Raw genomic sequence first — 24,072 nt, forward strand, 5'->3', positions numbered from 1 at the left:
CCATCGAACACCTCCGTGATCACGGGGTGTTGCGACGACCGGTTGAGTCCGCCCTGCGACCCGGCGTCGGTGTGGCACACGAGCCCGGACAGGTCGTCCACTCCTTCTCGGCTGCGGGTCCAGATCGCCTGCTCGAGCGCGTCGAGCACCAGTTCGGTCTTCATCGACCTGGCCGCCCGCCAGCCCAGGATGCGGCGGGAGTGGGCGTCGAGGACGAAGGCGACGTAGACGGTGCCCGACCAAGTGGCGACGTAGGTGAAGTCGGCAACCCAGACGGCATCGGGACGGGCCTGGGAGAAGCGGCGTTGCACCAGGTCGGCCGGGCGGGCCGCGGCCGGATCGGCGACTGTGGTGCGTCGTCGGGTGCCCCGGCGGGCGCCTTCCAGGCCGAGTTCGCGCATCAGCCGCTCCACGGTGCACCGGGCAACGCCGATGCCGTCACGGTTGAGCGCCAGCCAGACCTTGCGGGCGCCGTAGACGCCGTAGTTCGCCTGGTGCACTCGGATGATCTCGGCCTTGAGCTGCTCGTCCCGATCCGTCCTCGATGAGGGCCGGTCGCGGGCGTCGTAGTAGGTGCTGGGGGCGATCGGCGTTCCGTGCTCGGTGAGCACCCGGCAGATCGGCTCGACACCCCAGCGCAGCCGATCGTCGGTGCGCCGATCGGCGTGGGCTTCGATGAAGCTCACGAGGTCCGCTGTGGCCGGTCGAGCTCGGCCGCGAAGAAACCCGCCGCCGCCTTGAGGATCTCGTTCGCCCGGCGCAGCTCCCGGTTCTCCGCCCGCAGCCGGCGCAGTTCGGCGGACTCCTCGCTGGTCACCCCGGGGCGGACGCCGTCGTCGACCTCTGCCTTGCGGACCCACTTGCGCACCGTCTCGGTCGAGCCGATGCCCAGCTTCTGCGCCACCGAGCGCATCGCCTCCCACTCGGTGGCGTGGTCCGGCCGGGACTCGGCGACCAGGCGCACCGCCCGCTCCCGCAGCTCCTGCGGATACCGGACACTTCGATCTGCCACGACTCCATCCTCCTCAAGGACTGGAGTCTCCGGACTCGCCGGGGCGGTTCAGCGGCAGCCTCCTCGAGCAGCGCGACAGCCTTCACCGGCTCGCCTCGCGCTGCGTGCACGAGCGCCAAGTTGTGCTTCGCACGGATGGCTTCGAGGTGACCGGCCCCGAGACGCCTCTCGGCCTCGGCGATCGTGAGCTCGGACAGCCGAATGGCCTCCGCCGGAAAGGTGACCGGTTCCTGAAGTGGGGTCATGGCCGTTCGGATGCCGGTCATCCGGTCGCTCGAAGCCCACGCGAGCCTTCCACCCGAGACGGCCAGGCACTCCCACGCCCCGACGACGCACATCCTCGCCCCGATGCCCGGGCGGCCGTAGCGATCGCGGCGGTCCTATCCGCCCAGGGGGAGCCCGTCCCCGAACGGGCGGCCGCCCAATTGCTCACGGTCGTGCGCCGAGCGCCAGTTCGAGGTGTCCGGACCGGCCGGGACTGTGCCTGACGGGTTGAGTTTGCGGTGGACGACGTAGAAGTGCGTCTTGATGTGGGTGAAGTCGATCGTGTCGCCGAAGCCGGGGGTCTGGAACAGGTCGCGGGCGTAGGCCCACAGCACCGGCAGCTCGGTCAGCTTCTGCCGGTTGCACTTGAAGTGGCCGTGGTAGACGGCGTCGAAGCGGACCAGCGTGGTGAACAGCCGGACGTCGGCCTCGGTGATCGTCCCCCCCATCAGGTACCGCCGGTCGCTCAACCGCTCGGAGAGCCAGTCGAGCGCAGTGAACAGCCGCCGGTACGCCTCGTCGTAGGCGCTCTGGGTCGGTGCGAAGCCGCAGCGGTACACCCCGTTGTTGACGTCGGTGTAGACGCGCTGCATGACCTCGTCCATCTCGTCCCGGAGCTTCTCCGGGTACAGGTCGGGCGCGCCGTCGCGGTGGTGGGCGGTCCACTCGGTGGAGAAGTCGAGCGTGATCTGCGCGAAGTCGTTGGTGACCAGCGCCCGGGTCGGGACGTCGACGATGGCCGGCACCGTGATCCCCCGGGAGTACGCCGGGTCGCGGGCGAAGTAGGCCTCCTGCAGCCGCTCGTAGCCCAGCACCGGGTCCCGCCCGCCGGGGTCGAGGTCGAAGGTCCAGCTGCGCTCGTCGTGCACCGGGCCGCACGACGCCAGGGAGATGGCCTGCTCCAGGCCGAGCAGCCGGCGGACGATGACCGCCCGGTTGGCCCAGGGGCAGGCCGGGGCCACCACCAGCCGGTACCGGCCGGGCTCGACCGGCCAGCCGCCGGATCCGTCGGCAGTGATCCGGTCGGTCACGTAGTTCCGGTCCCGCTCGTACCCCTTCGGCCTCGTCACCGTGCCGAGAACAGGCGCCGCCACCGCTCCCCCTCTCCTCCGTCGCTGGCCCGCATCATGCGTACTGCCCGCGTCCCAACCGTCGGTCGTCCAGCACCCGGAAGTCGGCCCGCTGTCGGCTGACGGCGTCGAGGTCCAGCTCCACGGACAAGACCTCGTCCCCGTCGTCCATCGCCCGCGCGAGGACGTCACCCGTGGGTCCGACCACCTGGCTGCGGCCGCCCATGGCCACGCCGCTGTGGGTACCAGCGGTGTTGACCTGCACGACGACGCACTGGTTCTCGATGGCCCGCGCCTGGCCGAGGACCTGCCAGTGCTGCACTCGGGCCGCCGGCCACGCGGCCGGGATGAGGAGGACCTCGCACGACCGGTCGACGAGCCGCCGGAACAGCTCCGGGAACCTCAGGTCGTAGCAGGTGGCCAGTCCCGCGGTCGCCACCTGCCGACCGGCCAACCGCAGCGGGACGGTGACGATCTGCGTGCCGGCCTCCAGCAGGGACCGCTCCCCCTCGCCGAACCGGTGGATCTTCCGGTAGGTGCTCAGGACCGCACCGGCGGGGCCGACCACCACCGACGTGTTCCACATCCCGCCGGCTCCCCGCTCGATGAACGACCCGGCGTGCACGGTCGCGCCGGCCGCCCGGGCCGCCTCTCGCATGATCCCGACGAAGGGACCGTCCAAGGGCTCGGCGCGCTGGGTCCACCGGTCGGACGCGAATCCGCCGTGGGCCCACAGCTCCGGCAGGACGACCAGGTCGGCGTCCCGCTGCTGCGCCACCAGGCCGGCCACGCGCTGCACGCGCTGCTCGGGGGTCTCCTCGTCGCCGTACGCGACCTGCACGACCCGCAGCCGGAGGCGGCGCGCTGCGCCGCCTCCGGCCAGGGCCTCGAGCCACGTCTCGTGCATCAGGGACGCAGCGGGATGGCCAGCGGGCGCAGCGGTGCACCCGACGCCCCGCGCAGCCGGATCGGCGCGGCGATGAGGCAGAACTCGTGCACCCCGTCGCGGGCGAGCGCCTCGAGGTCGAGCAGCTCGATCATCGGCACGCCTGCCTCCGCGAGGAAGTGGCAGTGCCCCGGCAGCCAGTTGTCGTCGTGGTCCGAGGGCCCCACCTCGACGCACTCCTGGTCCGCGCCGATCGCGATGATGCCCTGGTCGGTCAGCCAGCGGCCGGCCTCCAGGCCCAGCCCGGGCGGGTCGCCCAGCACCTTGGACCCGTCCGGCCAGTACCGCATCCGTCCGGTGCGCACGACCACGACGTCCCCGGTCTGGATCTCCAGGCCGGCGCGCTCGAGGGCGTCACGGCAGTCCTCGATGGTGATGGCGTAGGAGGGCGGCAGGCACTCCACGCCCTTGAGCCCGGCGATGTCGAGCAGGACGCCGCGGGCGACGATCGGCGGGATGGTCTCGGCCCCGCCCTTCGTCCAGTGCCGGCTGCCGAGGTGCTCCTCGGGGGTGAACCCGTTGTAGATCTTCCCGTCGACGCCGAAGTGGTTCAGCGCGTCGATGTGGGTGCCGGTGTGCGTGTACATGAACACGACGTCGCCCGAGTAGCAGACGTGCCGGTTCCCCTGCGAGCCGACGCCGTTGAGGTTGTCGACGACGGTGCCGCCGGGCGTGTGGCTCATGAAGATCTGGTAGCTCGGGTCACCGGCCGCCTGGAAGCTCGGCATGCCGACGAAGTAGTCGATGCTCAGGTCGTAGACGACGGAGGCGTCGGCGCGGGCGAGAACCGCTGCCTGCGACAGCGGGCTCATCAGGTTCAGTGCACCCCGCTCGTCCTCCGGGCCGTAGGGGCTGGTCCCGACGCGGATGCCGGCGAGGGTCATGCCGTCACCTCGAAGTCGACGACCGCCCGGGCGGACACCATCGGCAGCAACTCCTCGACGACCTCCATGTGGAAGGGCGCGGTCGAGTACTGCTCCAGGTCCTCCCAGCTGCGGAAGTCGGTGATGAGGGCGCCGTCCCACGGGTCGCCGTTCTCGTTGGGCTCGCCGACGTGCTTGCCCACGCTCCACGCCGCGATGTTGAACTCGGACGAGGAGGACAGACGGTCGAGCAGCGCCAGCACCTTGTCGTTGTCGTAGCCCTCGGCCACGCGCCAGACGAAGACGTGTCGGATCACGGTGTTACTCCTTTGCTGTTGCCGCGACGTAGGTCGCGGAGGTCGGTGGGGGATGTCAGACGTCGAGGACGATGCGGTCGCAGAGCGCTCTCGAGACGCAGGGGAGGACAACGGACATCGAGGCGTGCTCGGCAGCGGTGTAGACCGAGTCCCGGTGCGCGACCTCGCCGTCGAGGACGTCGAGCTCGCAGCTGCCGCACGTGCCCTCGCGGCAGTCGTAGTTCACGTCCACACCTGCGGCGATCAGCGCGTCGAGGATCGACTCCTGCTCCGCGACCGTGACCGTGAGGTCGGAGTCGGCGCACTGCACCTGGAAGCGATCCAGCCCCAGGTCGGGTCCGACTTGCCGGGCGGTGAACCGCTCGAGGTGCAACTCGGTGCCCCGCCGACCGCAGACGGCCTCCAGGGCCGCGATGAGCGGCTCGGGGCCGCAGCAGTAGACCACCGCATCCCCGGCCTCAGCGCAGACGGCGTCGAGGTCCAGCAGGCCGAACTCGTCCTGCGGACGGAGCTGCACCCGGTCGCCGTAGGTTGCCAGCTCCGGCAGGAACGCCATCGAGGACCGGCAGCGCCCGCCGTAGACGAGGGTCCAGTCGGCTCCCCGCCCGGCCACCTCGGCGATCATGGGCAGGAGCGGGGTGATCCCGATGCCGCCGGCGACGAACACGTACCGGGGCGCCTTGACCAGCGGGAACCGGTTGCGCGGACCCCGCACCTCGACCGCGTCGCCGACCGCCAGCTGCTCGTGCACGTGCGCCGAGCCGCCGCGACTGTTCGGCTCGCGCAGCACACCCAGCCGGTAACGCTGCCGGTCGTCGGGACTCCCGCACAACGAGTACTGGCGGACCATGCCCGGCAGGACCAGGTCCACGTGTGAGCCGGGCTGCCAGGTGGGCAGCTCGCCGCCGTCCGGCAGCTCCAGCACGATCGACACCACTCCCTCCGCCTCCCGGCGGAGCTCGCGTACCACCAGCGTCAGTTGACCGTCAGGACGGTCGAGCAGCGCGGGGACTGGTTGCACCACGTCGCACCTCCTCTCCAGATCCGTTCCGGCGGCAGAGCCGGTCACCCGACGACGAAGCCGCCATCGACCGGAACCGCGGCGCCGGTGACGAAGGACGCCGCGTCGCCGCACAGCCACGCGATGACCTCGCCGACCTCGTCCGCCTGGCCGACGCGGCCCATGGGGACGCTGTCCTCGACCTCCTGGCGCATTGCCGCACCGGCCGCCCCCATCGCCGTCTCGATGCCGCTCAGCAGCGGGGTGTCGATGGGGCCCGGGCAGACGGCGTTGATCCGGATGCCGCTCTTGGCGTAGTCGAGCGCGGCGGACTTGGTGAGTCCGATGACACCGTGCTTGCTGGCGCAGTAGGCGGGGATCCGCTCCTTGCCGACGAGCCCGAAGTTGGACGCCAGGTTCACCACGGACCCGCCGTTGCCGGCCTCGAGCATCGCCCGGACCTCGGCCCGCATCGACAGGAAGGTGCCGGTGAGGTTGACGGCCAGGGTCCGCTGCCAGTTGTCGAGGCTGCACTCGTCGACCGGGGCGAGCTGCCCCTGCACGCCCGCGCTGTTCACGGCCGCGTCGAGGCGGCCGAAGGTGCGCACCGCGAAGTCGACCGCCTCGCCGACCTGCGCCTCGTCGGCGACGTCGACGAGGGTGGCGACGCCGGCGGCGCCGAGCTCCTCCACGGCCGCGACCGTTTCCTTCGCCCTGTCGAGGTCAGCGTCGGCCACCACGACGGCCAGGCCGGCCCGGGCCAGTGCGAGCGCACTGGCCCGGCCGATGCCGGACCCGCCGCCGGTGACGAAGCCGACCCGGGCCTCAGGCACGTCCACCGTCCAGCACCGAGACGAACAGGCGGAGGTTGGCGCCGTCGGGGACCTCGGGCTCGCCGTAGAGCTCCACCGCGTTGGCGATCTCGACGAAGGCGTACGCGAGGTCCGCCAGCGCCAGGTCCTCCTCAGAGGCCGAGTCCACCGGCACCTGCTTCAGGTAGCCCATGATGTCGGGGAGCTCGGGCAGGATCGCCTGGTAGAAGGCGACGGACTCCTCGTACGGCGTGGCCAGCCGCGCCTCGATCCGGGCCTTCTCGTTGGGCAGGATCCACCGGCTGAACTCGCTGAGGCTCGCGAAGGCCTCGGGGAGCTGCCGGGTCGTTGTCGGGGTCATGTTCCTCACCGGGCCAGGCAGTCGTCGAGGGTCTTGTGGAAGGCGCGGATCTGGACCTCCTGCTCACCGAGCACGAAGAGGTCGCGCGCACGGGAGGTGAGGCCGGCCTGCAGAGCCTCGTGTCCGGCCTGGTCCTCGCACAGGAGGTCGCGGAACCGACACTTGGCCTGCTCGTTGATCACCTTCTCGGCCAGGTTGGTCGGCTCGAGGTAGTGCAGCCGGATCTCCCACACGGTCTGGTCCACCGCGATGGGCCAGATGTTGTAGGTGAACATCGAGTTGTTGAAGAAGGCCAGCACCATGTTCGGGAAGACGACGTGGAAGGAGAACGGCGTCTCCAGCGGCAGCTGCAGTGCGCCGTAGTTCGGGTGCGCCGAGGTGTTGGTCTTGCCGCTGGCGGTGTCCTCGAAGTCGTCGTCGGACTCGGACGTGTAGACCGAGTGCAGGCCCAGCCGCTGGAAGTCGTGGATCCGGGTGTAGCCGTCATCGTTGGTGTGGAAGGCGCCGCCGGCGAGGAACCGGTGCACCGGGGCCAGCATCGGCACGTGGTAGATCTCGTTCTGGGCGTCCAGGGCCACCTTCCAGTTGGCCTTCTCCGGCACGTCGTACCGGTACTGGAGCTTCAGCTTCTCGAACGGGAAGTCCGCGAGCCGTTCGCCCAGCGGCCCCAGGTGCTCCTGCAGGCTGACCGGGCTCTCGCCGTCCGGGTTGATGAAGATGAACCCGTTCCAGGTCTCGGTGCGGACGGGCACGAGGCCGAGCTCGCCGGCGTCCTTCTGGAAGTAGAACTGGTCCTCGTCGGGGACGTTGGTGAGCGCTCCGTCGGTGGAGCGGTAGCCCCAGCCGTGGAACCGGCAGGCGAACAGCTTCGGGCAGGCGCCGTTCTTCTCCCAGATCAGCTTGTTGCCCCGGTGCGAGCAGACGTTGTGGTAGGCCTGCACCTTCCCCTCGGCGTCCTGCACCACCAGCAGGGAGACGCCCAGGAGCGGGATGTCTCGGACGAAGAAGGAGTTCAATCCGGAGAAGTCGTGCCGCGAGCCGATGTTCACCCAGGTCTTGCGGAACAGCTCGTTGCGCTCGCGCTCGAAGTGCTCCGGGGAGATGAACCGCTCGGTGGAGATGGCGCCGGTCCCCAACTCGGGGTGAGCCGTCGCCCAGCGGCGGGTGGTGGTGTCGTAGTCCAGGTCTTCTTCGAGGAGCGGGCGCTCCTGCAGTTCGGTCATCAGAGTTCCTCCGATCGTTCCTGGTACTGGTGGAAGGGGGTCAGCTGGCGCAGGCCTGCAGCAACGAGTCGTCCTGCTCGTCCGGCACGGGGTCTGCCAGGTACACGAAGCCGTCCTGGACGGTGCATCCGTACGTGGCGACCGGCTTCTTGGCCGGCCGGCGCGTGGCCTTGCCAGTGGTGACGTCGAAGCGGCCCTTGTGCAGGACGCACTCGATCTCGCAGCCGATCAACTGGCCCTCGGACAGGCTCGAGGCCCCATGGCTGCACAGGTCGTCAACGGCGTAGAACGTCCCATCGACGTTGCAGACGGCGATCGGGGTGCTGTTGCCACGGTCGACCGAGATGACGGTGCCAGGGGCAACCTCGTCGCTGCGGCAGAGTGGTTCCTGCACGGTTTCTCTCCTTCCGGTGGTGAGGCAACGGCCGTCGGTTCCCGGGCCGGCCGCGGTTGTCCACGGCCGGCCCGGCACCGGGTCAGGTCCGGCTGTCCGCGCGGGCGGCGCCGTAGAAGGTCGGGCTGGCCGAGGCGCAGCCGGAGCAGATCGCGGCCCCGTCGGCGGCGGGGTCGCGGTCCATCTCGACCGCGATGTAGGACTTGTGGCAGGCGTGGCACTGCACGCGGGCCTCCCACGCGTCCTCGACCTCGTCACGGGGGTCGTCACCCCGGGCGAGCAGCGCGTCGTACCGGGCGACCGCGAGGTAGCCGACCGCGCTGAGCACGAAGGTGATCGGTGCCGACCAGGTGGTGCCGAAGGTCCCGGCCCCCTCGACCAGGTAGATGCCGATTCCCGAGGCCACGACCCACACCGCCACCGCCGGCGTGAGGGCCTTCAGCCGCCCCGGTCGGAACTCCGGGACACCGGACTCCTTGCGATGGATGGCGATGTGAACCAGCGCGATGGCGACCCACGCGACCACGAACACGCCCTGCCAGGCGAGCGCGCGCAGGAGGTAGGACAGGACGTCGGTGAGCATGAGGGCGTAGACGAGGCCGCCCGCCACGACGGCCCACGCCATTCGAGGGAGCTTGATCTTCAGCGCACGCGAGACGAAGGCCTCGAGGTTGGTGGACGCGAGGTACAGGTTCGCGCTGTTGATCCGGGTCTGGCTGACGACGATGAGCACCAGGCCGGCGAACCCGAGGGTCTCGATGATCGCGACCACGATCCCGGTCTCGGTGATGCCGGCCTCGCCGATGACGCCGGGGACCGTGGCGGCCAGGAAGATCCCGACGAGCCCGGTGCCGAGGTAGGTGGCGAGGTAGAAGACCGGCCCGAAGGTGACGACACCGTGGAACGTCTCGTCCTTCTGCTTGCCGAAGCGGGCGAAGTCGACGGTGTACATCATGAGGATGTAGACGCCCATGTAGACGGTGAAGGCCCAGAGCCAGCCAGGCGCCGTGAACGGGATGTGCGGGTCCGGCAGGCTGATCGACGGCGAGTGGTTCAGGCTCGCCGCGACGACGAGCGCCACGAGGCCGACGACGTAGAAGGGGAGCAGGAAGCCGTTCAGCTTGTCGAGCCACGTGCGAACGCCGCCGAGGACGAGCGGAACGCTCCAGAGGACGACGACGAGATACCAGAGGCGGATGTTCCCGCCGCCGACGAACTCCTGGAGGGCGACCGCGATGATCGAGCCCTCGAAGACGGCGTAGTAGAGCGCGGTGGCCGCAAAGATCAGTGGTGCGAGCACCGACCCGAAGTAGCCGAAGATCCTCCGGGAAAGGAGAGCGACGGTGAGGCCGGTGCGACTGGCGTAGCGGGCGAAGACGTAGTTCATCGCGCCCTTGGTGAGGCAGGTCAGAACGATCCCGATCACCGCGTTCACCGTGCCCACCGCGGCGGCCACCGTCGCCGCGACGTACAGCCAGAACATCGCGCTGAACATGCCGCTCCATGCCATGAGCAGCGACATGCGACCGCTCCGCCAGCTGCGCGGCATGATGTGGACGGAGTAGTCCTCGGTGGCCGCGTCCTTGACCACCTTCGGGTCGTCCTGGAACGAGACCTGCAGAGGAACGAGTTGCCTACCGGGTACCGCCGGCCGGTCCTGAGGCGGGTCGTAGACGAGTTCGGCCATGCGCTTCTCCCTCATGAGGACGGCGTCGGTCCACCGTCATCTGGAAATGCGCTCCCAAGTCGGGCCGATCTCGGTCGTCGGCCGGCGGGCGCAGTGCGACAAGAGTCACAGGGCGTGGATGCCGTAACCATCCTTCAGTCGGATGATCCGATCGGAGGATGCGGTGCCCGGCCGCCGGAGGAGGGGTGTCGCTGCAACCGCGGCGTCGCCTGGCCGCGGTGGGTGCGAGCGTGCGCTGCCGCGTCACGCGTTGCGGGTGACCGTCCGGCGGAGTGGCCGCGGAGCGGGGAGCGCGCTACCGGAGGATGCCGCGCCGGTGTGCCTGGGCGACGGCGGCCGCGCGGTCGGAGACCCCGAACTTCTCGTAGATGTGCTGCAGGTGCGTCTTCACCGTGGTCACCCCGAGGAAGAGGCGCTCGGCGATCTCGGGGGCCGAGAGCCCCTCGGCGATGAGCTGAAGCACCTCCAGCTCGCGCGCGCTCAGTGCCTGGTCGCCGGTGCGGTCGCGCCGGGAGCGGATCTCCTCGGCCAGCCCCGAGTGCAGGGCCGGCGGGATGACCGTCTCACCCCGGGCCACCGCCACCACCGTGTCGCACAGGGTTGACACCGACGCCAGCTTCGTGAGGTACGCCTTGGCGCCCGCGGCCAGAGCACGGTAGACCGTGGCGCTGTCCTCGTAGGCGGACACGATGACGACCCGCGTGGGCAGCCCCTCCTGACCAACGGCCTCGATGACGGCGATGCCGTCCATGGAGGGCAGCTGCAGGTCCACCAGCGCCACCGTCGGGATCAGCCGCCGGATCTCGGCCACTGCCTCCGCACCGTCGCCGACCTCGGCGACGAGCTGCATCCCGGGGCGGTCCGAGAGCGCGCGGGCGATCCCCTCGCGGTAGAGCGGGTGATCGTCGGCGACGAGCACGCGGACGACGTCGTCCGACGGCACTCCGGAGGCCGCCTGACTGCCCTCATCCACGGACGCCATGGTCACCTCTTCCCCATGGCTCGCTGGACGGCGGGCAGGAACACGTCGATCTCGATGGGCTTGGTGACGTAGTCGGCGGCACCCTGCTCGAGCAACCGCTCCCGCTGGGACGGCGTCGCATCCGCCGACAGGACCACCACCGGGATCGCGCGGGTGCGCGGGTCGCCCTTGAGACGCCGCAGGACCTCCTCGCCGTTCATGTCCGGCAGGTGGAGGTCCAGGAGGATCACGTCCGGGACGTGGAGCTTCGCCAGCTCGACGCCGAGCTGTCCCTGGATGGCGGGCAGCAGGGCCGGCTCTCCGGCGTGGGAGAACACGCCCCGGATCACCTCGAGGTTGGCCAGGTTGTCCTCGACGCAGAGCACGGTCCGACCGGCCAGGCTGGTGGGACCGCTCCGGCCGACGGCCAGCGATACGGGAGCCACGGGCTCGACCGCCGATGGCGGATCGGTCAGCGGCAGCTCGACGTAGAAGATGCTCCCCCGGTCGACGACGCTGCGCTGGAGGCCGATCGTCCCGCCCATCGCCTCCATCAGGCTCTTCGACAGTGCGAGGCCGAGGCCGGTGCCCTCGGCCTGGAGGCGGTCGGTGTGCAGGCGCTCGAAGGGCTGGAACACCTTGGGGACGTCTTCCGGTTCGATCCCGATACCGGTGTCGGTGACCAGTACGCGCAGCTTGTCGCCGTGCACCTCGCCGGAGACGGTGACCATGCCGTCGGGGCGGTTGTACTTCACGGCGTTCATCAGCATGTTCAGCAGCACCTGCTTGAGCCGCTGGTAGTCGGCCGCGACGTAGCGGTAGAGGCAGTTGTGCAGGTCGCGGGCCAGCTCCACGCCGTGCTCGGCGGCCAGCGGGCGCACGAGCTCGCACGCCTCGCTGATCGGGTCGCAGACGTGGACCGGCTCGACCGAGATCGCCTGCGCACCCGCCTCGATCCTGGAGATGTCCAGCACCTCGTTGATCAGGGCGAGCAGGTGCCGGCCGGCGCTGAGGATGCGATCGACGCCTTCTGCGGCACTCGGCGGAAGCTCCTCGAACTGCAGCAGCTGGCCGAACCCGAGGATGGAGTTGAGCGGAGTGCGGAGCTCATGGCTCATCCTCGAGAGGAACTCGCTCTTGGCCCGGTTGGCCCTCTCGGCCTCGTCCCTGGCCTCGCGGATGGCGGCTTCCGCGCGGTTCCTCTCACTGATGTCGGTCGAGATCCCACCAACGCCGTACAGCTCGCCGCCCTCGTCGAAGAGGGGGAACTTGAGCGACAGCCACATGCCGAATCGGTCGTCTTTGGTGGGGATGGGCTCCTCGAGCTCCAGCGGCTGCCGGGCGGACACGACGGCGCGGTCGGCACTGGTGTAGGCGGCGGCGATCTCGGGCGGCCAGAGGTCGAAGTCGGTCCTGCCCACGGCGTCGTCGCGGGTGACCCCGAGCATCGTCTCGTACCGGCGGTTGATGAACAGATACCGACCGTCGGTGCGCTTGAGGTAGATGAGCGCCGTGGCGTTGTCGGCGATCTCCTGCAGGCGCTTCTCGCTCTCCCGCAGCGCCCGCTCGACGTCGCCGTGCCCCGGCTCGTGGAACTGGACGATCGCGGTCCCCGACGGGTCGTCGAGGGCCGCCCCGTCGAGCAGGATCGGGATGTGTCGGCCACGGCCGTCCACGCACCAGGTCTCGAGCCGGTGAGCGACGCTCTTGGTGACGAGCAGGTTCCGCAGATCGTCGGCGCCGACCGTGATGGCGGACAGCGAGGTGCCGACCAACTGATCGGAAGGCCGGCCGAGCAGCGCGCAGAGAGCGTCGTTGGCCGAGACGATCACCAGGGACGGGTCAGTACTGTCCAACACCGCCGTCGGGGTGGGGAGCTTCGCGAGCGCAGCACCCAAAGTCCCCATGTGGTCGCTCCGTCTCCCTCGTACCGCAGCCCGAGGGTCCACCGATGTTGATCTCCCAGACTATCGCCCGCGTCGAGCGCCGCGATGCGGCCGGGTCAGAAGTAACCCCAAGGGGCGACGCCTCCATGGGTACAGCGGCCGAGTCACCAACCGGCGATCCGGAGCAGCTGACGTCTCAGCCGCAAGGGACGCCGGTGGGTAACATGTGGGTCACGCCGACGCGTTCCGCGGACGAAACGGCCGGTTGACCAGCGCGGACGTCTTGCGGCGCCCCGCCTTGCGAGCTGGCCATGCCGGTTCGATCCCGGTCACCCGCTCCACGCACAACCGCAGGTCAACTGGGCTGTCAGCCCTACTGGAGAAGATCTGGAGAAGCCTCCGGACCGCCCCTGTGAACCCTTTCATGACCCCTGTTCTCCGATGGACAGGTCATGAAAACGTCACGGCGCGAGCCTGGATCCGGGCAGGTGGCAACCGCTGATCGGCTCCGTGGCAGGGTCCGCCGTGACCACGGATGGGTCACGTCGCCTGCTCATCGGCTGGTCGAGGCGCCCGCCGGCGCGGACAGGTGAAAGGTGATGCCGCACCGTCCCGGGACTCCTCTCCCGAGTCGGTGTTGCCGGACATCCTCCTCTCACGGGGCAGGCACTCTGGCGCCATAGCCCTACGTCGGCGCGGCCGACCTCTCCTGCGCGACTTCGAGGCGCCTCGGGTCCTCGTGGGCGGCGGCGCGAGACACCGCTCAGATATCCCGCGAGTCGGGCCATCGACGTCTCCGGGCCCGCGCCCGTGATCCTTGTTGGGGTCCAGCCCGACGCAAGCGAGCGGCCCACGGTCTGCGGGATGCCCCTACGGTGGGACCGGTGACGGGCCACGTCGCGTGGTGGTCGGTCCAGAGGCCGTCGTCCCGGTCGCTGGCGCTGGACGTCGCGTTCGCGGCCGTCTGTGCCTACGCGGGCTTCGTGCTGGCGACCGAGGCGGTCAGGCTGGTCGGGAACACCGACATGCTGCTGTCGGCAAGGCTCGTCGCGGTGCTTCACGGCGGTTCAGTGGCTTGGCGGCGGGTCAACCCGTGGGCGGCGCTGATCCAGCTGCTTCTCACCGCGGCGGTCTTCGTCGGCGTGCTGGGCCTGCCCGGGCACCTGCTCGGGCCGGCCGTGCTCTTCGTCGTCTACGGCAGCGCGGCGACGCTGAGCCGCCGCTGGGCGCTGCTGCACCTGGCCGTGGTGGTCACGGGGACCGTCGTTCTGCTTCGGTTGGAGCCGCTGTTTCCCGGCTGGCCGTCGACCGTCCTCTACCTCCTGACCATCACCGCTGCCTGGTGCCTGGGCGCCGTCGTCCGGACACTGCAGGTGCTGGCGCGCGAGAACGGGCGACGGGCTGCCGAACTCGAGCAGGCACGCCTGGAACTGGCCCGCTCCGCCGTCGCTGCCGAGCGGCTGCGCATGGCTCGCGAGCTGCACGACGTGCTCGCGCACAGCATGAGCGTCATCGCGATGCAGGCCGGCGGCGCTCGGCTGGCGGTGGGCACCAATCCGGACCGGGAACGCGCGATGCTCGCCCAGATCGAGGGGCTGACCCGGGCGGCGCTCGCAGAGATGCGACGTCTGGTCGCCATCCTGCGGGACCAGGATGAGGAGGCGGCCGTCCTCGATCCCGCGCCGAGCCTCGGGCGGCTGCACGAGCTCGTGTCGCGGGTGGTCGACGCCGGGCTGACCGTCGACGTGCGGACGGAGGGCCCGCTCGACGACATCCCTCCAGGGGTGTCGCTCACCGCCTACCGGGTGGTGCAGGAGGCGTTGACCAATGTGCTCCGGCACGCCGCGCCCACGACGGCTCGGCTGGCGGTGCGCGCCAGGGCGGGCCTGCTCACCGTCTGCGTCGAGGACGAGGGTCCCGGCGGCGGGCCGCGCCCGGCGGAGCGGGACGGCTCCGGAGGTCCGACCGGTCACGGCACGGTGGGCATGCGGGAACGCGTGGCGCTCTACGGCGGGACGGTCACCAGCGGCCCAGCTCCCGTGCATGGCTGGCGGGTGGAAGCCCGGATTCCCTACGTGGAGGTGACCCGGTGATCGCTGCCCTCATCGTCGACGACCAGCCGCTGGTCCGAGCCGGGCTACGGGCGCTCTTCGAGCACGCTCCCGACATCCATGTCGTCGGTGAGGCCGGCGACGGGCTGGCCGCGCTCGAGCAGGCGCATGCCACCCGGCCCGACGTCGTCCTGATGGACATCCGGATGCCGCGGATGGACGGCATCGAGGCGATCCGCCGACTGGCCGCCGACCCGGGCACACGTGACGTCGCCGTGCTGGTGCTCACCACCTTCGACCTCGACGAGTACCTGTATGCGGCGATCCAGGCGGGGGCGCGCGGCTTCCTGCTCAAGGACGCGCCGCCGGAGCGGGTGTTCGACGCGGTGCGGATCGTGGCCGCCGGCGACGCGCTCATCGACCCGGCCGCCACCCGCCGCCTCGTGGAGACCACCATCCGCCGGCGCGGAGCGGTACCGGCCGCCGAGGCGAGGCGGCTGGACGGTCTCACCGAGCGGGAGCGGGAGGTCCTCGGCTTGGTCGGCCAGGGCCTGTCCAACACCGAGATCGCCTCGCGGCTGCTCGTCAGCGAGGCCACGGCGAAGACGCACGTCTCGCGGCTGCTCGCCAAGCTCCAGGTGCGCGACCGCCCGCAGCTGGTCGTCACGGCCTACGAGACCGGGGTGGTCCGCCCCGGGGATACGGCGTCTCATCCCGCCGGCTGAGCCGGTTCTGGACCGCGGGCCGACGAGCGTGCAGGCCCCGCCGCCCTAGCGTCGGCAGCGCTCGAGGTTGCGCGGGAGGACGCCATGGACGCAATCGCCGTATCCGGACTCACCAAGCGCTTTCGGTCGGTCCGGGCGGTCGACGACCTGAGCTTCGTCGTCCGCGAGGGCACCATCACCGGCTTTGTGGGACCCAACGGCGCCGGGAAGACGACGACGTTGCGGGCCATCCTCGGCCTGACGCGACCGACGTCGGGCACCGCCCTGGTCGGCGGTCGGCCCTACGCCGAGCTGGACCGGCCACCGTACGTGGTGGGCGCGGCGCTGGAAGCCGACGGGTTCCACCCGCGGAGGACCGCCCGCGACCACCTGCGCGTCGTCGCACGGCCCTATCGGATACCCCCGGAACGCGTGGACGAGGTCCTCGACCAGGTGGACCTCACCGGAGCCGCGCGGCGGCGGGTGGGGGGCTTCTCCCTCGGCATGCGCCGGCGCCTGGCGCTGGCTGGGGCGCTGCTCGGGAACCCTCCGCTCCTCGTACTGGACGAGCCGGCCAATGGGCTGGACCCGGCCGGCGTCCACTGGCTCCGGGGGCTGCTCCGGGCGCGGGTCGAGCAGGGCGGCACGGTGCTGCTCTCCAGCCACCAGTTGGCCGAGCTCGCGCTATCGGCCGACCACGTCGTGATCATTCGGAACGGCCGGCTGATCACCCAGGGCAGCCTCGCCGACATCACCGGCTCGCAAGCGGCGGTCGTCCGCGTGCGCACCCCGCAGGCGTCGGCGCTGTACGAGGTACTGGCAGCCCGGGGCATCGCCGCGCAGCTGCGTGAACCGGACGAGGTCATCGCCACCGGCGCGAGCACCGAGCAGGTCGGCCAGGCCGTCGCCGCCGCCGGCCTCGTCGTCTACGAGATGCAGGCCGAACGGCCCGACCTCGAGCACGTCTTCCTCCAGCTCACCGAACAGGAGGTGCGCCGATCATGACCGGGCTCCTCGCGACCGAGACCCTCAAGCTCCGCACGCTCGTGCTGCCACTCGCCGTCTTGGTAATCGGCGCGGTCGGCTCCGCCACCATCGGCTACGCGGGCGTCCAGATCGCCGCCGGCAACGGCGAGACCCCGACGCTGGCCGAGCTCGCCGTCGCACCCAGCCAGCCGCTGTGGTTCCTCGCCGTGATCGTCGCCGTGCTGGCCACGGCCGGGGAGTTCCAGCACGGCACCGTCGTCGTCACGTTGCTGCAGGTGCCGCGGCGCGGACGCGTCCTGGTCGCCAAGGCCACCGTCGCCGCCGGCTACGGAGCCGTCCTGGCCGCACTGGGCGCCGCGGTCGCGATGCTCACGGGAGCCGTGGCGGTCCTGGTCTCGGGAGGCCAGGTCACCGCCGGGTCCGGGCTGGTCCAAGGCATCGCCGGATGCGTGGTACTGGCGGGCCTGTGGGCCGTACTGGCCGTCGGGCTGGGCGCCCTGGTGCGTAGCAGCACGGTCGCCCTGGTGGCCGTGCTGCTCTGGAAGTTCGTCGTCGAGGAGCTCATCCCGATCGTCACACGCACCCAGGAGGTGCAGCCCTGGCTGCCGAGCGGGGCTGCCAACGCGGTGCTCAAGGGCGACGAGGCGTCGGTCTTGTCCCCGGCCGCCGGTGGCCTGCTCTTCGCCGGATACACCGCGGCCATCGTGCTGGCCGGGGCAATGACGTTCATCCGTCGCGACCCCGCCTGAATCTCCGACGTGCCGCCGGCGGTGCCGACCGACCCACGGACCGGACCGACCCAGAGACCCACCCGATCAAGGAGGTCCCGACATGCGGATCGACGCCGCAGTCGCAGCCTGCGCGGTGGTGGTCACCGCGCTCACCGGAGCCTGCGCCGACTCGGAGGCATCCGGCCCGGAACAGGAAGCGGCTCGCTACTGCTCCGCCTTCGACGCCTACGAGCTGCACGGCTGCCGCCCGCAACACCGGCTGCCGGACGGCCCGCTGGGCGACCAGCTGACCTGGGTCTTCGAGCAGCTCGGCGGCGGCGCCGCCGATCTCACCGTCGAACAGGTCCGGGACCATCTCACGCCCGAGCTGCAGGCCGTGCAGCCACCGGAACAGCTCCTCGAGGCGTTCCGGACCGCGCTGTCCGACGTCGGCCCGGCCACTTTCGCCGGCTTCGCGTACCCACCCCGAGCCGACCAGGCCATGGCGCTCGGCGACGCGGAGTCGGGGCAGCGGATAGCCGTGGCGCTCGGCGTCTCGGACGGTCTGATCGACCAGATCTCGGCCAGCCCGGCACCACCCACCCTCGTACCGGAGGGCGACTACGACGGCTGGCACGAGGTCGACGGCCGGCAACTCTTCCTTCACTGCACCGGCGGCGGCAGCCCCACCGTCGTGTTCGACAACGGGCTGACCCACTTCTGGCACCCGCTCCAGCAGCAGCTGTCCGACCTCACCCGGGTCTGCAGCTACGACCCGGCCGGCCAGGCCGGGGCGGAAGGCCGCAGCGATCCGGCGCCGACGCCGCGCACGGCGGAAGACCGCATGAACGACCTGCGGGCGCTGCTCGCGGCCGCCGACGTGCCCGGGCCGTACGTGCTCGCCGGCGCGTCCAACGGCGGGCTGTTCGACCTGCTCTACGCCAGCCGCCACCCGGACGACGTCGCCGGCCTGGTACTCATCGACGGCGTCCACCCCGCTACCCACGAGCGCACGACAGAGATCGTCAAGCCATTCGTCCCGCCCGAGGAGTGGCCAGGACTGCGGGCCGCGCTCTGCCAGATGGAGCCACGAGCGGCCGATCCCGAGCAGATCGACATCTGCACCGCCGAGAACCAGACTGCGACGGCCCTCGCGGAGCGGCCGCTGCAGCCGATGCCGCTCTCGGTGCTCAGCCGGCGCCCGACCGAGTTCCCACCGGGAAGCCTCGACGAAGCGCGCGAACAGCTCTGGAGCGAGCAACAGGCAGAGCTGGCCGCGCTGGTGCCCGGCACCCACCACGTCGTCTCCCCCACCAGCGACCACGACATCGCCGGCAGCCAGCCGCAACTGGTCGTGGACGAGGTCACCGCCGTGGTGACCGCCGTCCGCGCCGGCCGCACGACGACGGACCCAACGTGACCACCTGACCTGTTCAGACAGAGGCACGCCGGAGACACGGTGTAGGGCAGACAACGCTCTGACCAGCCGAGAGGGACGCTGGGAAGCCTGGCCTTCCGAGCTGGCCATGCCGGTTCGATCCCGGTCACACGCTCCAGCCCGGGCAGCTGAACGAGTACGTGGTCACCGTTGACTCGGTCACGCTCAACGGCAACGACATCGTGGCCGAGGAGAACCAGTTCAACTCCCCACCGCCGGGCAGTACGTCCTCGTGCCGCTCACGGTGACCTACAGCGGGGCGGACGAGGCGATCCGTGGCTCGACCGCTACACCGAGATCGGCACCGACGCGCGGAAGTACGACACCGGCAGCCGCACCGCGGTGATCCCCAACGAGGCGTCCGACGTGCCCACCCTCCTCGCCGGCGGCACGGCGTCCTACCAGGTGTGCATGGACGTGCCGCCGACCGCCATCGAGAGTGATCGGGTGGAGGTGTCGGAGAGCTTCTCATTCGACGACGTCTCCGCAGTCTGGGCCATCCAGTAGTCCAGCTTGTGAAGCGGCCCGCGTCCCACCGGGGACGCGGGCCGCGAGTCATTCCGGACCAGCTCACCTGTTCGGGCTGTCGTGATCGACTGCGCCTGGACCGCTCTGCGAGCTGGAGTGAAGTGACGCCCGCGGAGCCCGTCCCGCGGTTCGGCCTGAGCTCACCGGGCGGGTAGCGGGAGCCGCAGGACTATCTCGCCGTCGTCGATCTCCCCGGTGGGCCGGAAGCCGAACCGCTGGTAGAAGGGCCACGGTTCTCCCTTGCCGGGCTCGTAGCTCGTCAGCAGTTCGGTGCCGCCATCGGCTCGCACCAGGTCGACGAGCTGCGTCAGCACCACCCGGCCGATCCCGCGCCCCTGGTGCCTCTTGTCGACGAGCAGCCGCCACAGGAAGTGGCGTCCTCGGTACGGGCCCTTCCGCGGCTTCCAGGAGAGCATCACGAAGCCGACCGGTTCGTCGCCGCAGTACACGGCCCGGGACCAGGGATTGGCCTTCGGCGCGTTGGCGGCGTCGCGGAGCGAGCGGGACACCGAGGCGACGAACCGCCGTTGGCGACCTCGAACGCGCAGCGCGCGCACTGCCTCGCGGTTGTCGTCGGTGATCTCCCGTAGATGGATGCCTGGAGACCTCTCGCTCCACCGCGTCGTGTCCCCCGCAGCCGGCTCCTGCTCCGACAGCGCACCACCCCGGGCGCGCGCAGGGCGGCCCGCCGCACACGGCAGCCGGACCACGTCGGCGAGGACACTCCCGTCGGCGATGAGCCGAGTCGGTGACGGGCTGTCATAGACGACCAGCAGGCGCGGCCGGTCAGCGGCGCCGATCACTCCGATGCCCTCGGCGTGATCGCAGCCGTCGCCGTAAGGCAGGGTGAGCTCTCGCGTGAGCAGGTCGCCGCGGACCACCTTCGGCGCGTCCGCCCGCAGTGCCCCGTGCCAGCGGAAGACGTGGACCGGCCCGTCGAGTGCCATCGTCGGCCCGGCCAGCACCAGCAGGTCCTCGCCGTGCGGGCAGAGGTCTCGGATCCCGAGGCCGCGCAGGAGCAGGACGTGCTTGCGATACGGGCGGCCGTCGTCGAACTGGGTCAGGCGGAGCCGCTCCGGCGCCTCGGGGTCGACCTCGGGTCGCAGTTCCAGCACCACGGCCCAGCCGCGCAACACCGGCCCACGCAGGCCCAGGTACACCCGCGATCCGGTGACGGCGATGCCCTCGACGTCCAGCCCGTTGTCCTTGCCCGGCAGCGGCAGGAACGGACCCACGTGCTCGTCGTCGGCCAGGACGTGCCGCAAGTCGGTGCCATGCAGACCGAACGAGGCGGCGCGATGCCGTACGCCGTCCTCCTCCAGCTCGGGCACGACGGTCGGCAGGCCGTCCACGACGCCGACCGGCAGTCGGACGAGGATCTGGCGGTTGGGCTGGCCGGAGACCTCGGCCAGCCGGCGCAGAGCCTCCTCGCCGCTGTGCCGGGACTTGATCTGCTTGCGGCGCAGGCTGTGTGACCCGACCGCCCACAGGAAACTGCCGTGCCGGGCCAGTCCCTCGATGTCGGCCTCGTCCTCTCCGTCCGACTCGTCGGCGACGGGCAGCTGCACGAAGTCGGCGAGCCGGAAGCTGGCCTGGCCCGCGAAACGGTGCGGCTTGTCCGGGGCGTCGGCGACCAACCGCTCGATGGTCGCGGTCTCGTCGCCGGCGACCCAGAGGACGACGCCGTCGCTGCGGACGGCCGAGAGGTTGCTGTGGGTGCCCGCCCTCCGCGCCGACTCCTGGAACTGCAGCTTGACCGTCCGTCCCGCAGTCATGCCATCCACCCTGACACTGGACAGCCGGCCAAGCATCGCCCTGGACGTAGGAGATCTGGGTGGCAGCCCGACGGCTCAGAGGCTCAAGAGGTCGGGTCACGATGCCCGCGTCGCCCTCCTGGCGGAGCGGTCACGCCCCCGCCTCGACTGCCGATACCGCGATCAGCGGGGTCAACTGCTGAGAGGATCTCTTGACGGCCGCTGGTGTCGTGATCGCCGCCGTCGAGATCGATCGTGCAATTGCTGAGCTGACCCCGACCGTCACCCTCCCGGGCGGCTCGACGCCCGAGTGACTTCCCAGGAAGTGGTGCAGCTGGTCGGAGGCCTCAGCCCGTCGGCGAAGCCGGCGCCGCTCGTTGCAACGCGCAGCAACGCCATGTGGGCGAGCCTCCACACCCGCGGATCGCTGGGGCAGCGCCGGTCACCGTCGGCACGTGGCGCCGGCACTGCCGGTCCGTCAGCGCCTCTTGACTGCCTGGAGGAGCGCCCCGAGACCCGACATCACGCCGCCGACCGCGGCGACCCACTGAGCGGTGTCCTCGTCTCCCTGGCCTCCTGCGCCTCGTCACAGGCACTGGCCACGAAGTCCATGCCTGCGGCGTAAGGACAGTAGGGACTGGCAGGAAGTAGGAAGAGCATCCCGAGGCCCACTACGAGCACAGCCAACCCGGTCCACAGAAGTAGCTTGCCCATGGTCGACCCTCCTTCGACGCGAGACGGAAGACGTCGGTTCTGAGGAGGGTGGGAGGGAGCGATCTGATACACGGTCAGGGCGGCCCATCATGGTTGCCGGGGCAGCCGACGGAACTCACTCGGCCGGGGACCTCCGCCCTGTAACCCTCGGCTCAGCGGGCATTCGGGTTCGCGGATTGCACGACGACCCTGACGCGTCTGATTCTGTTATTTCCGCCGGAGTCAGCAGGTAGATCACCGCCTGTCGGTGCTCCAGCGTGCCGGCTGGGTCGTCCCGCGCCGGCGGGCGCACCGGGCCGCCTCGCAAGAAGCTGCCCTGGCCGCAGGGCGAGCGCGTCGCGAGTTGTCACTCGAGCGCGGCGATACCGAGCCGGGCCGAGGCACAAACGGATCTTCACCCAGCCGTCGACTCACCGGACACGCTGCACTGCCCATGCTGCCGTCAGGAGCCACCCGAGCGGCGGCGTCTGGCTGGTCCGGCTCCGGCGTATCGGCAACCGCCGGAGGGAACCGGAAGGCGGCCATGGGACACCGGCTCGTTCGGCCCCGGCCGGCCCTGGTCATGGAACTCGGGCCGGCTGTCGCTGCTCAGGCGGCGCTGACGAGGCGGGCGAAGACGATGACGTTGTCCTCGTAGTCGCCCGTCTTCCTGTCGAAGCGACCGCCGCAGGTGATGAGCCGCAGGGCCGACCAGCCGACGTCGCCGTAGACCTCGCCGGTCGGGAAGTCGTCCTTGGCATAGCGCGCGACCCGGTCGACCCGGAAGGTGGCGGTCGTGCCGTCGGCGCGATCGACCACGACCCGGTCTCCCGGCCGCATGGCCCGCAGACCGTAGAAGGCTCCTCGGTCGCCATGCCAGTCGACGTGCCCGACGATCACGGCAGGGCCGACCTCCCCGGGCGTGGAACTGCGGTTGTACCAACCCACCGGATACGCGCCCGGAGGCAGCTCCATGGAGCCGTCCGCCTGCAGGTCGAGGTCCATGACGGACGAGGTCACGCCGAGGACGGGGATCCTCACCCGGACCGGTCTGCTCGCGGGCAGCGGCGGCGCGTCGGGCCGGTCGCCGGCGGCGGCCGGGCGCACGGGAGCCGGCGACTCGGCCGGGCTACCGGGAGGCGGCGCCTCCTCGGGACCGCCGGAGGACGGTGCCTCCGCCGGACTGCCGTCAGGCGGCGCCTCCGCCGGCGCCGGCTGCAGCACCGTCGGGGGTGGTGGGGGCACGAGAGCGAGGGGGACGTCGAGACGGACGGGCTCGCTGCTGGGTTGCTCCCGCGGGGCGAAGGCGATGATCGCGACGCCGACGAGCGCCAGCAGGACGGACACCGCGGCCCAGGCACGTCCCGCACGGGGCCGGGCAGGACGATGCCTACCGGGCGGCCGGCGCACCTGGCGGACCACCGGCAGTGTCCCCTCGGGGGCCTCGGTGGCCGAGGGACCGTTGCCTGGCTCCACGAGGGCCCTCAGGCGCGTGGACGGGAACTGCGCCGGGAGGCGACGGCGGCACCGCCGGCCCCGACCAGGAAGAGGGCGCCGATCGCGTAGGGGATCGCCATGCTCCCGCCCTCGGCCGTGCTGCCGTCACCGGCGCCCACGCCGCCGGCGGGGCGGACCACGACCTGGCTGGCCGCGGCTGCCGTGGTCGTCTGAGTGGCGGTGGCGGTGGCGGAACCCGTGGCGCTCGACGAGGTCGTCGTCGGCCTCGAGGTCGTGGTGGTGGCCGTCGTCGTCGGCCTCGACGTGGTGGTGGTGGTGGCCGTCGTCGTCGGCCGCGAGGTGGTGGCGGTGGCGGTCGTCGTCGGCCGCGAGGTGGTGGCGGTGGCGGTCGTCGTCGGCCGCGAAGTCGTGGTGGTGGCCGTCGTCGTCGGCCGCGAGGTCGTGGTGGTGGCCGTCGTCGTCGGCCGCGAGGTCGTGGTGGTGGCCGCCGTCGTCGGCCGCGAGGTCGTGGTGGTGGCCGTGGTCGTGGGAGTCGTGGTCGTGGTCGTGGAAGTCGTGGTGGTGGCCGTGGTGGTGGGGGTCGTGGTGCTGCCCGGGAGGGGCGTGTTGTCCTCGGCCAGACCGTCGGGGAGCGTCTCGCAGGCCGTGCCGTCGTCGTCCGCGTCCAGGTTGTGGGGATCGCTCGGATTCCGGACCAGCTCGGCTTGGGCGGCCGACTGGGTCACGAAGTCGGAGCAATCGAGGTCCGTGACGGGGGTAGCCGCGATGTCCACCGATGTCGAGGTGGTCGGCTCGGACGTGCTCGTCGGGTAGTCGTCGGCGGTGGCCGCCACGGGGATGGCGATGACGGCGGCGGTGACGAGGGCACCTGCACATGCGTTGATGCTTCGCATTGATCGCCACCCAGAGCGGTGAGGGACAGGATCCGGACCCGGGGAGAACCGATTCCCGAC

Annotated in this window: 22 protein-coding genes and 1 pseudogene; 7 read left to right on the top strand and 16 right to left on the bottom strand. The window is 70.9% G+C overall.

Features of this window, described 5'->3' with window-relative positions; translation table 11 throughout:
- The 13 genes and pseudogenes from MY520_RS16445 to MY520_RS16505 form a co-directional block, all read right to left on the bottom strand.
- Nucleotides 1-1,012, bottom strand: a pseudogene (locus MY520_RS16445) (IS3 family transposase); the annotation flags it as partial.
- A 380-nt stretch (nucleotides 1,013-1,392) separates the two neighbouring features.
- Nucleotides 1,393-2,346, bottom strand: a complete 954-nt coding sequence (locus MY520_RS16450) for a glutathione S-transferase family protein (protein ID WP_436693575.1) — start codon at nucleotides 2,344-2,346, stop codon at nucleotides 1,393-1,395.
- A gap of 55 nt (nucleotides 2,347-2,401) precedes the next feature.
- Nucleotides 2,402-3,253, bottom strand: coding sequence for a carbon-nitrogen family hydrolase (locus MY520_RS16455; RefSeq protein ID WP_436693577.1), 852 nt, complete (start codon nucleotides 3,251-3,253; stop codon nucleotides 2,402-2,404).
- Entirely contained in the window at nucleotides 3,253-4,176 is a 924-nt protein-coding gene (locus MY520_RS16460) for a cyclase family protein (protein WP_436693579.1), read from the bottom strand. Before MY520_RS16460 ends, MY520_RS16455 begins: the two co-directional genes overlap by 1 nt.
- Entirely contained in the window at nucleotides 4,173-4,472 is a 300-nt protein-coding gene (locus MY520_RS16465) for a Dabb family protein (RefSeq protein WP_436693581.1), read from the bottom strand. The genes MY520_RS16460 and MY520_RS16465 overlap by 4 nt, the downstream gene beginning before the upstream one ends.
- Before the next feature lie 55 nt (nucleotides 4,473-4,527).
- The gene (locus MY520_RS16470; RefSeq protein ID WP_436693583.1) at nucleotides 4,528-5,496 is read right to left on the bottom strand and encodes a PDR/VanB family oxidoreductase; all 969 of its coding nucleotides are present in this window, start codon (nucleotides 5,494-5,496) and stop codon (nucleotides 4,528-4,530) included.
- 41 nt (nucleotides 5,497-5,537) lie between these two features.
- Nucleotides 5,538-6,305, bottom strand: coding sequence for an SDR family NAD(P)-dependent oxidoreductase (locus tag MY520_RS16475; RefSeq protein ID WP_436693585.1), 768 nt, complete (start codon nucleotides 6,303-6,305; stop codon nucleotides 5,538-5,540).
- On the bottom strand, nucleotides 6,298-6,645 hold the full coding sequence (locus tag MY520_RS16480; RefSeq protein ID WP_436693587.1) for a hypothetical protein: 348 nt from the start codon (nucleotides 6,643-6,645) through the stop codon (nucleotides 6,298-6,300). The genes MY520_RS16475 and MY520_RS16480 overlap by 8 nt, the downstream gene beginning before the upstream one ends.
- A gap of 5 nt (nucleotides 6,646-6,650) precedes the next feature.
- Nucleotides 6,651-7,868 (bottom strand): aromatic ring-hydroxylating oxygenase subunit alpha, encoded by a 1,218-nt coding sequence (locus MY520_RS16485; protein ID WP_436693589.1) that lies wholly within the window; start codon nucleotides 7,866-7,868, stop codon nucleotides 6,651-6,653.
- Nucleotides 7,869-7,908: 40 nt separating this feature from the next.
- Entirely contained in the window at nucleotides 7,909-8,262 is a 354-nt protein-coding gene (locus MY520_RS16490) for a non-heme iron oxygenase ferredoxin subunit (RefSeq protein WP_436693591.1), read from the bottom strand.
- A gap of 82 nt (nucleotides 8,263-8,344) precedes the next feature.
- On the bottom strand, nucleotides 8,345-9,949 hold the full coding sequence (locus MY520_RS16495) for a purine-cytosine permease family protein (protein ID WP_436693593.1): 1,605 nt from the start codon (nucleotides 9,947-9,949) through the stop codon (nucleotides 8,345-8,347).
- Nucleotides 9,950-10,244: 295 nt separating this feature from the next.
- Entirely contained in the window at nucleotides 10,245-10,922 is a 678-nt protein-coding gene (locus MY520_RS16500) for a response regulator (protein ID WP_436693595.1), read from the bottom strand.
- 11 nt (nucleotides 10,923-10,933) lie between these two features.
- The gene (locus MY520_RS16505; RefSeq protein ID WP_436693597.1) at nucleotides 10,934-12,769 is read right to left on the bottom strand and encodes a PAS domain-containing hybrid sensor histidine kinase/response regulator; all 1,836 of its coding nucleotides are present in this window, start codon (nucleotides 12,767-12,769) and stop codon (nucleotides 10,934-10,936) included.
- 911 nt (nucleotides 12,770-13,680) lie between these two features.
- Here MY520_RS16505 and MY520_RS16510 point away from each other — a divergent pair.
- From MY520_RS16510 to MY520_RS16535, 6 genes are all read left to right on the top strand, one after another.
- A complete protein-coding gene (locus MY520_RS16510; RefSeq protein WP_436693599.1) occupies nucleotides 13,681-14,889 on the top strand; it encodes a sensor histidine kinase in 1,209 nt (402 codons plus the stop codon).
- Nucleotides 14,886-15,572: a response regulator gene (locus MY520_RS16515; RefSeq protein WP_436693601.1), complete on the top strand. Its 687-nt coding sequence runs from the start codon at nucleotides 14,886-14,888 to the stop codon at nucleotides 15,570-15,572. The genes MY520_RS16510 and MY520_RS16515 overlap by 4 nt, the downstream gene beginning before the upstream one ends.
- An 84-nt stretch (nucleotides 15,573-15,656) precedes the next feature.
- A complete protein-coding gene (locus tag MY520_RS16520; protein ID WP_436693603.1) occupies nucleotides 15,657-16,556 on the top strand; it encodes an ABC transporter ATP-binding protein in 900 nt (299 codons plus the stop codon).
- A complete protein-coding gene (locus tag MY520_RS16525) occupies nucleotides 16,553-17,287 on the top strand; it encodes a hypothetical protein (RefSeq protein ID WP_436693605.1) in 735 nt (244 codons plus the stop codon). The genes MY520_RS16520 and MY520_RS16525 overlap by 4 nt, the downstream gene beginning before the upstream one ends.
- Before the next feature lie 82 nt (nucleotides 17,288-17,369).
- Nucleotides 17,370-18,668 carry an alpha/beta fold hydrolase gene (locus tag MY520_RS16530; RefSeq protein WP_436693607.1) on the top strand — a complete coding sequence of 433 codons (1,299 nt, stop codon included), beginning with the start codon at nucleotides 17,370-17,372 and terminating at the stop codon, nucleotides 18,666-18,668.
- A gap of 384 nt (nucleotides 18,669-19,052) precedes the next feature.
- Complete coding sequence (locus MY520_RS16535) at nucleotides 19,053-19,193, top strand: hypothetical protein (protein WP_436693609.1); 141 nt, start codon at nucleotides 19,053-19,055, stop codon at nucleotides 19,191-19,193.
- Nucleotides 19,194-19,354: 161 nt separating this feature from the next.
- Here the strand turns inward: MY520_RS16535 and MY520_RS16540 are convergent, their stop codons facing one another.
- From MY520_RS16540 to MY520_RS16550, 3 genes are all read right to left on the bottom strand, one after another.
- Complete coding sequence (locus MY520_RS16540; protein ID WP_436693611.1) at nucleotides 19,355-20,989, bottom strand: GNAT family N-acetyltransferase; 1,635 nt, start codon at nucleotides 20,987-20,989, stop codon at nucleotides 19,355-19,357.
- Between the two features lie 1,281 nt (nucleotides 20,990-22,270).
- On the bottom strand, nucleotides 22,271-23,137 hold the full coding sequence (locus MY520_RS16545) for a class F sortase (protein ID WP_436693613.1): 867 nt from the start codon (nucleotides 23,135-23,137) through the stop codon (nucleotides 22,271-22,273).
- 8 nt (nucleotides 23,138-23,145) lie between these two features.
- The gene (locus tag MY520_RS16550; protein ID WP_436693615.1) at nucleotides 23,146-23,298 is read right to left on the bottom strand and encodes a hypothetical protein; all 153 of its coding nucleotides are present in this window, start codon (nucleotides 23,296-23,298) and stop codon (nucleotides 23,146-23,148) included.
- 100 nt (nucleotides 23,299-23,398) lie between these two features.
- On the opposite strand from MY520_RS16550, the gene MY520_RS16555 reads away from it, so the two are divergent.
- Nucleotides 23,399-23,932 carry a hypothetical protein gene (locus tag MY520_RS16555; protein WP_436693617.1) on the top strand — a complete coding sequence of 178 codons (534 nt, stop codon included), beginning with the start codon at nucleotides 23,399-23,401 and terminating at the stop codon, nucleotides 23,930-23,932.
- Nucleotides 23,933-24,072: the final 140 nt, after the last annotated feature.

Origin of the sequence: Geodermatophilus sp. CPCC 205506 (assembly GCF_051383635.1) — a bacterium.
GTDB lineage: Bacteria > Actinomycetota > Actinomycetes > Mycobacteriales > Geodermatophilaceae > Geodermatophilus.

What these genes read in the sequence shown, in the direction of transcription:
- MY520_RS16530 (WP_436693607.1), top strand. Translation starts at nt 17,370, where the DNA reads ATGCGGATCGACGCCGCAGTCGCAGCCTGCGCGGTGGTGGTCACCGCG.
- MY520_RS16540 (WP_436693611.1), bottom strand. Translation starts at nt 20,989, where the DNA reads ATGACTGCGGGACGGACGGTCAAGCTGCAGTTCCAGGAGTCGGCGCGG.
- MY520_RS16520 (WP_436693603.1), top strand. Translation starts at nt 15,657, where the DNA reads ATGGACGCAATCGCCGTATCCGGACTCACCAAGCGCTTTCGGTCGGTC.
- MY520_RS16485 (WP_436693589.1), bottom strand. Translation starts at nt 7,868, where the DNA reads ATGACCGAACTGCAGGAGCGCCCGCTCCTCGAAGAAGACCTGGACTAC.
- MY520_RS16495 (WP_436693593.1), bottom strand. Translation starts at nt 9,949, where the DNA reads ATGGCCGAACTCGTCTACGACCCGCCTCAGGACCGGCCGGCGGTACCC.
- MY520_RS16480 (WP_436693587.1), bottom strand. Translation starts at nt 6,645, where the DNA reads ATGACCCCGACAACGACCCGGCAGCTCCCCGAGGCCTTCGCGAGCCTC.
- MY520_RS16525 (WP_436693605.1), top strand. Translation starts at nt 16,553, where the DNA reads ATGACCGGGCTCCTCGCGACCGAGACCCTCAAGCTCCGCACGCTCGTG.
- MY520_RS16455 (WP_436693577.1), bottom strand. Translation starts at nt 3,253, where the DNA reads ATGCACGAGACGTGGCTCGAGGCCCTGGCCGGAGGCGGCGCAGCGCGC.
- MY520_RS16460 (WP_436693579.1), bottom strand. Translation starts at nt 4,176, where the DNA reads ATGACCCTCGCCGGCATCCGCGTCGGGACCAGCCCCTACGGCCCGGAG.